We start from the raw sequence: 4,732 nt of genomic DNA on the forward strand, positions 1-4,732 counted from the left end.
TTCCAGAGAAGATAATATCTTCCATCTTAGCACCACGAAGCTGCTTTGCACTCTGTTCACCCAGAACCCAACGCACAGCATCCGCCACATTACTCTTACCACTACCATTTGGCCCTACAATACCTGTAATACCGCCCTTAAACTCAAATACTAATTTATTCGCAAAGGATTTGAATCCTTGTATCTCTAAACTCTTTAAATACATGAAATTGTTTCACCACCCATGTTCCTATTATCTTTTTGCCGCATTTCTTAACGCTAGTATAGAACGATATGCTGCTTGCTGCTCCGCTGCTTTCTTTGTTCTTCCTACTCCAGTTTCCAACTCTTTTTCCCCTATGACAGCCTTCACTGTGAAGCACTTATTATGATCTGGTCCTTCTTCTGCCAAAAGTTCATACGTCAAAGGGTCTTTATACTCGCTCTGTACAATTTCTTGTAAGATAGTCTTGCTATCGAAAAAGAGTTGTTTATTCTCAACATCAGATAAAATAAATCTATCAATATACTCTTTTGCACTAGTAAAACCACCATCTAAATATATAGAACCGATTACTGCTTCCATCGCATCCGATAAAATAGACGCACGTTCTCTACCTCCCGTTGCGGCTTCTCCTTTGCCAAGCTGAATGTATTTTCCTAAACTAATATCATTCGCACATAGGGACAATGTCTGTTCACACACGATACTTGCTCTTAATTTTGTTAAATCACCTTCGTGCATCTTACTATTATTCTTAAACAGAAACTCACTCGTAACAAGCTCAAGCACTGCGTCTCCTAAGAACTCTAGTCGTTCATTGTTTGCTAATTTATCAAGTCTTTTCTCATTCGCAAATGAACTATGCGTAAGTGCCTGACGAAGTAATTTTATATCATTGTACTGATACCCTATAATCTCTTCAAATTCATTTAATAAGTCGTTTGTCCTCATATTTCTACCATAACCTTTTCTGAATGTTTTTATAACCATTTAGGAGCATCTCCTACAGGTTAGAAGTATCTACAGTTCCATATTTTTAAAACAAAACAGCGCCAAATTAAACCTTGTTCAAGTTGGCGCTATCACCTATCTATTATTAGTTAAGTGCGTTTTTAATTTGTTCTACAGCATCGTTTACTGTAACGATATTTTCTGCCGCATCATTAGCGATTTCAATATCAAATTCTTCTTCAATTCCCATATCAATTTGTAATATATCTAGTGAATCCGCTCCTAAATCATCCACAAATGTCGTTTCAAGTGTAATCTCATCTGTGTCCACATTTAATACTTCGCTAATAATTTTTTGTAACTTTTCAAATTCCATAATAATCACCTTTCTTATATTTGCTTCCATTTGCACTTCTTGTTACATAATATTCTCTTTAATCTTTTCATTTATGTTCTGTTCGCTGAACGCTACACATTGAATAATTGCGTTCTTCACTTCTGTACTCTTTGAGCTTCCATGAGTCTTCACTACTAAGCCGTTAAGTCCTAGCATTGGCGCACCGCCGTACTTTGATGCATCAAAATCTTTCAATGTCTTTTTAAGTTCACTCTTACATAGAGCTGCACCAATCTTACTTTTTGTTGTTCCCATTAAACCTTTTTTGATTGTTCCAACTAAAGCAGAGCTTAGTCCTTCATACAATTTAAGTATTACATTTCCCACAAATGCTTCGCAAACTATAACATCTGCTGCACCATATGGTATCTCTCTTGCTTCAATACTCCCTACAAAATTAATGTCTTCGCAGTTCTTAAGTAACGGATATGTCTCTTTTACAAGCATATTTCCCTTTTCTTCTTCTGCTCCAATATTAACAATAGCAACTTTTGGATTTTTAATTCCAACAATATGTTCCATATACAAAGAACCCATCTTAGCAAACTGCACTAAGTGAGAAGACCTTGCATCAACATTAGCTCCACAATCAACAAGTAATGATACGCCATTCAGTGTTGGTATCAATGGTGCAAGAGGTGAACGGTCAACGCCTTTAATTCTACCTACAAGTAATTGTCCCCCAACTAAAATTGCGCCTGTACTACCAGCTGAAACAAACGCATCAGCATCACCATCTTTTACCATCTTCATTGCTACTACAATAGAAGAGTCTTTTTTTCGGCGAATCGCCATTACAGGTGCTTCATCATTTGTTATAATGTCGCTTGCATGAACTACTTCAATTTGGTCTTTATTATACGTATATTGTTGTAACTCAGAATTTACAATATCTTCTCTTCCAACCAAAAAAACTTTTATATCATTTCTCTCATTAACTGCCTCAACTGTGCCTTTTACAATCTGACCAGGTGCATTATCACCGCCCATTGCGTCAACTGCAACTTTAATTATGTTTTGCATCTTAGTTCCTCCCTGTCAGTATCTATACATAATATACTAGAAAAGATTCTATAAATCAATATTAAAATTAATTAAGAATCATAATTATCAAGAAAGTGATAAACTTCTTTGCCCTGCACATAAGAAATCATTGTATCCAGATTAACGTTATACATACTTTTAAATATATTCACATCAATATTGGGATTGATCAAACGTAAACTGTCAATCAATTCTTTGACATTCTTTCGCTTCCTACTTGTATCTTCTTCACAAACAGAAAAGTCTTCTGCAAATGCATATTCACATGGAAAGTATTTCACCTCATGTCGCTCTGACCATCTCAGTATAGCTTCTTCTTTCACTAAATACAATGGTCGAATTACTTCTATTCCTTCATAATTTAAATTATATGATTTAGGCATCATTGTTTGCACTTGTCCATTATATAGCATACCAAGTAATATTGTTTCAACTATATTGTTGAAATGATGACACAATGCCATCTTATTGCAATTAAGTTCTTTGACACATGATGTCACTGTAACCGTTACTCCAACTGCATTTGCATCTTCTATTATTTTCAAGCATTCTTGCTTATCATATACGGAATCTAAAACAAAAAAAACAAGTTCTATCGTACTGTCTCCATGTCGTTTAAATTCCTGCATACATTTTGCAAGAAGTAATGAATCCTTATACCCTGTAATGCAAACTGCAATTCGATCTCCTTGCTGGATCAAATCAAATTCTTCTACTGCTTCTAGAAATTTTCTCCAGATTGATTTTCGATATGTCGTAATAATGGTTCTTTCAACTTCTTTACAATATTCCATCCCAGTTCTCCATTCTTACAAACCATAATAACGCATAAAAACTCCAGTAATAACTGAGCCTACTGAAGTTTTTCACATCTTTCTTATGTTACCGTATTCCATATATTTTGTCAATAACAATCCTTATTATTCAAGCAAATTATAGCTTGTTACAACCATTCTTCAAATAGCAAATAGACATAATAAAAGACTATGCATTTGATGTCTTTCATTATGTCTATTATGCTTAATTTTTCTTGTTTCCTATACCTTCTTATAAAAGAATGATTTATGTGATGAAAATCCTAACGTTTGAGGTTGAATAATCTGTTCTGTACTACCTACAAACAGAATACCTTCTTTTTTCAATGCAGTATTAAACTTCTTATAAATCTCTACTTTTGCTTCTTCTGTAAAATAAATCATAACATTACGACACACAATCAAATCACAAGAATCCGGATAAGGATCTTTTAATAAATTATGATTTTTAAATTCAACACAATTCTTAATTTCATCATTAATTTTAAATGATTTATCACCGATTTTCGTAAAATACTTTGTAACAAATTCCTGTGGCAATCCCTTCAAACTCTTATCATTATATAATCCACCTCGTGCCTTTTCAAGAATCTGCTTATCAAGGTCTGTTGCAATGATCTTAATTTGATTCAATGGTAAAAACTTAGACAGTAACATTACCAAAGAATATGGTTCATCACCAGTCGAACAAGCCGCACTCCAAATCTTTAATTTCTTACCAAATTGATTTGCAAGATATGGATAGATATCCTTCTCTAGTATTTGCCACTGTTCTGGATTACGATAGAATTCGGAAACATTGATTGTCAGATACGTTACAAACTCCTCATACAATGCCTTATCGTTTTTTATTGCATTAACATATGTGCTATACGAATCAATATTATGTTTTGTTATTAACGCATCAATTCTACGTTTCATCTGTCGTTCTTTATAGGAATTCAAATCAATCGTAGTTAATTTAAAAATCTGTTCCTTAAACACCTCATAGCTATCAACCAAATTAACACTCCCTTTCCTTTTGTTTCTATACGAAAAAAGACTCATTAATTTGTACATCAGACATTACAGAATGTATTCACTCTGTAATGTCTGTTTGCCTAAACTACCATTCTGGTACTTTAATTAACAAATTAAAAAGTCCAATTCAATAAATACAAAACGAATATTCACTATCTAAAATTATTCTTCGATGCTTTCTTCTTCTGTATCTGCTTCTAAAGCTTTCATGCTTAAACTGATTTTTTTATCATCGTTGTTGAAATCAACAACTTTTGCATTAATTTCTTGACCAACTTTTAATACATCTGCTGGTTTCTCAACATGATCTTTAGAGATTTGAGAAACATGAAGTAATGCATCTACTCCTGCTTCTAATTCTACGAATGCACCGAAATCAGTCATACGTGCAACTTTACCAGTTACTTCTGTACCTACTGCATACTTTTCAGCTGCATTAGCCCATGGGTTTGTATTATCGAATTTTAAGCTAAGAGCAATTTTTTCTCCAGCGATTTCTTTAATTAATACTGTTACAGTATC

7 protein-coding genes are annotated in these 4,732 nt (G+C 33.6%); all 7 read right to left on the reverse strand.

Going from position 1 to position 4,732, the window contains the following annotated elements:
* On the reverse strand, positions 1 to 205 hold a 205-nt coding region (locus RMR19_RS15940), incomplete at its 3' end, for an AAA family ATPase (protein WP_310604491.1).
* Positions 206 to 232: 27 nt separating this feature from the next.
* On the reverse strand, positions 233 to 973 hold the full coding sequence (rnc, locus tag RMR19_RS15945) for a ribonuclease III (RefSeq protein WP_310604492.1): 741 nt from the start codon (positions 971 to 973) through the stop codon (positions 233 to 235).
* A 106-nt stretch (positions 974 to 1,079) separates the two neighbouring features.
* Complete coding sequence (acpP, locus tag RMR19_RS15950; protein WP_310604497.1) at positions 1,080 to 1,310, reverse strand: acyl carrier protein; 231 nt, start codon at positions 1,308 to 1,310, stop codon at positions 1,080 to 1,082.
* Between the two features lie 42 nt (positions 1,311 to 1,352).
* Entirely contained in the window at positions 1,353 to 2,354 is a 1,002-nt protein-coding gene (gene plsX / locus RMR19_RS15955; RefSeq protein ID WP_310604493.1) for a phosphate acyltransferase PlsX, read from the reverse strand.
* A 71-nt stretch (positions 2,355 to 2,425) separates the two neighbouring features.
* A complete protein-coding gene (locus tag RMR19_RS15960) occupies positions 2,426 to 3,169 on the reverse strand; it encodes an ATP-binding protein (protein WP_310604494.1) in 744 nt (247 codons plus the stop codon).
* A 243-nt stretch (positions 3,170 to 3,412) separates the two neighbouring features.
* Positions 3,413 to 4,192 (reverse strand): CheR family methyltransferase, encoded by a 780-nt coding sequence (locus RMR19_RS15965; RefSeq protein WP_310604495.1) that lies wholly within the window; start codon positions 4,190 to 4,192, stop codon positions 3,413 to 3,415.
* A 180-nt stretch (positions 4,193 to 4,372) separates the two neighbouring features.
* Positions 4,373 to 4,732: S1 RNA-binding domain-containing protein (locus RMR19_RS15970; RefSeq protein ID WP_310604496.1), on the reverse strand; the 360-nt coding region annotated here is incomplete at its 5' end.

Source organism: Anaerosporobacter sp. (genome assembly GCF_031551385.1).
Lineage (GTDB): Bacteria > Bacillota > Clostridia > Lachnospirales > Lachnospiraceae > Anaerosporobacter.

Bases quoted from the DNA above. Each gene is read 5' to 3' on its own strand.
- rnc (WP_310604492.1), bottom strand. From the start codon at position 973: ATGGTTATAAAAACATTCAGAAAAGGTTATGGTAGAAATATGAGGACA.
- acpP (WP_310604497.1), bottom strand. From the start codon at position 1,310: ATGGAATTTGAAAAGTTACAAAAAATTATTAGCGAAGTATTAAATGTG.
- plsX (WP_310604493.1), bottom strand. From the start codon at position 2,354: ATGCAAAACATAATTAAAGTTGCAGTTGACGCAATGGGCGGTGATAAT.
- RMR19_RS15960 (WP_310604494.1), bottom strand. From the start codon at position 3,169: ATGGAATATTGTAAAGAAGTTGAAAGAACCATTATTACGACATATCGA.